This window comes from Paenibacillus sp. AR247 (genome assembly GCF_002968895.1).
GTDB classification, from domain to species: domain Bacteria; phylum Bacillota; class Bacilli; order Paenibacillales; family Paenibacillaceae; genus Paenibacillus_AQ; species Paenibacillus_AQ favisporus.
Window position 1 is genome coordinate 499,200 of sequence record NZ_PCZT01000012.1, and the last position, 2,282, is coordinate 501,481.

General features: G+C 54.1%; 2 protein-coding genes and 1 pseudogene. All 3 read left to right on the plus strand.

Annotated features, from left to right (window positions below; translation table 11 throughout):
* Positions 1 to 414 (plus strand): annotated as a pseudogene (locus tag CPT76_RS23860) (stage V sporulation protein AA); the annotation flags it as partial.
* Positions 411 to 833: a stage V sporulation protein AB gene (locus tag CPT76_RS23865; protein WP_374954719.1), complete on the plus strand. Its 423-nt coding sequence runs from the start codon at positions 411 to 413 to the stop codon at positions 831 to 833. The pseudogene CPT76_RS23860 and the gene CPT76_RS23865, both read left to right, overlap by 4 nt.
* A gap of 73 nt (positions 834 to 906) precedes the next feature.
* Positions 907 to 2,282: spore germination protein (locus CPT76_RS23870; protein WP_105444743.1), on the plus strand; the 1,376-nt coding region annotated here is incomplete at its 3' end.

Genomic DNA, 2,282 nt, shown 5'->3' on the forward strand with positions numbered 1-2,282 from the left:
GTCCGCATTGAGTCGATGGGGAACAAGCACTCCTTGGTGGAAGTGGTAAAAAAGGAGAAGAAACCGTCACTGATCCTATTCATCCTCGTCTGGCTCCTCCTTTTCTTCGGGTCAGCGCTGACGATCATGAATTTCCATGCGGACGTGAACATGCAGGAGGTGCAAATCCGTACGGTGGAAATGGTGACCGGCCGCCGGGACGAGCATCCCTACTTGTTCCAGACGGCTTATTCCTTCGGCATCGGGTTTGGCATGGTCGTTTTCTTCAACCATTTATTCAAAAAGAAATGGAACGAGGAGCCGACCCCGCTGGAAGTGGAAATGTTTCTGTACCAGGAAAATATCGACCAGTACGTCGTTGCCGAGGAATATAAACGGATGAAAACCGCGAGCCGTCAGGGGGATTCGTCTTGATTCTGGTCGGCTGGATCATCCAAATACTGCTCGGGATTGCCGGGGGAATTGCGGTTGGCGGCGGCGTTATCGCGCTGTTCATCGTTCTGGACATGATCCCAAGGCTGGCTCAGCTGACTTCATCCTATAATCGGGTTCACTGGTACGAAGGGGCGATGGTAACGGGGTCGCTGGTCGGGACCGTGTTCGACTTTTGGAACTGGAAACTATCCTTGGGACCGCTGGCCAGCCTCTTGATCGGGCTGTTTAACGGGATATTCGTCGGAATGCTGGCCGCCGCGCTCACCGAAGTGCTCAACGTGCTGCCCATTTTGGCTAAAAGGCTGCAGATGACCCGCTACCTGTTCGGTTTTTTGATGGCGATGGTCACGGGAAAAGTGGCGGGTTCCCTGTTTGACTGGTTTGTTTACAGAAAGTAAGGAGGAACGCTTCGTGAGAGATGACAAGGATCAGGAAATCAACGTAGAGGACCCTGCCGGCATTGCGATGATCATGCAGTACGGGGATGAATCGAAAGCGAAGAAGGAAGACGCTTCTCATCAGTCGGAGGAGGGGAAGGAGCCCCGGAGGACGGCGGGCCGGCGTGAAGGTGGCGAAGAACAGGCTGAGGGTGAGCATAAGGCAGCGGGTGACGGCGGAGAAGATAAGCGAATGCAGGAAAAACGCGACCAGGAAAGGTCCGACACCGTCGAGGAATCCATCATCTATTGGCAGGATAAGGATGAAATTCCGGAAAGCCTGGAGACGACCAAAAACACGCTCAAGGAAGTGGTGGGCCTGGGTTCATCCTTTGATATCGTGTTTCGCGAAATGACCCTCGCCGGCCAGAACACGGGATTGTTTTTCATTAACGGCTTTGCCAAAGACAACATCATGCTGGAAATACTGAAGCGGCTCACCTATTTGTCCGCCGACCAGCTTAATTCGGATGCGCTTAAGTCCTTTTTTGAATTTTACATCCCGCATATTCAGGTCGAGATTGTCGACAAGCTCAGCGCGGCAGTCAATAAAGTACTGATGGGGATGTCCGCACTATTCATCGAGGGAGAACGGGCGTGCATCATTTTAGATACCCGGAATTATCCGGTCCGTAGTCCCGAAGAACCTAGCATTGAACGAGTGGTGCGGGGCGCGCGCGACGGGTTCACCGAAACGCTGCTTACCAACATCGCCCTCGTGCGGCGGCGGATCCGCGACCCCGGATTCAAAAGCGAGCTTGTGCAGGTCGGGCGGCGAACGAGGACAGACGTCTGTATTGCCTACATCGACGATATTGTAGACAAGGTTCAGGTGGACTCCATCCGGAAGAAAATCAAAAGTATTGACATCGACGGCCTTCCCCAAGGCGACAAGCAGCTGGAGGAAGTCATTATCAATAAGGGATGGCATCCGTATCCGCTGGTCAGATATTCGGAGAGACCGGATGTGGTCGCTTCGCATATCTTGGAAGGCAGGGTAGTGGTGTTCGTGGACACCTCGCCGAGCGTGATGGTCATGCCGACTACGTTTTTCGACCTGTGCCAGCATGCCGAAGAGAACCGCCAGACGGCCTTTATGGGGACGTATCTCAGGTGGGTCCGGTTTCTGGGCATTTTCGCCTCCATGTTTCTGCTTCCGCTCTGGATGCTGCTTGTGATCGATCCGCATCTGAAGCCTCCGGAATTAAATTTCATCGGGCCGCACGATACGGGCAAAATTCCGCTTATCGCCCAGTTTTTGCTGGTCGAGTTCGGCGTCGATCTCCTCCGATTGGCCGCTGTGCATACGCCGACCCCGCTGGCTTCGGCCATGGGCCTCATCGCGGCGATCCTCGTCGGGGATATCGCGGTGAAAACAGGCTTGTTTGTCAATGAGGTCGTCTTATACAT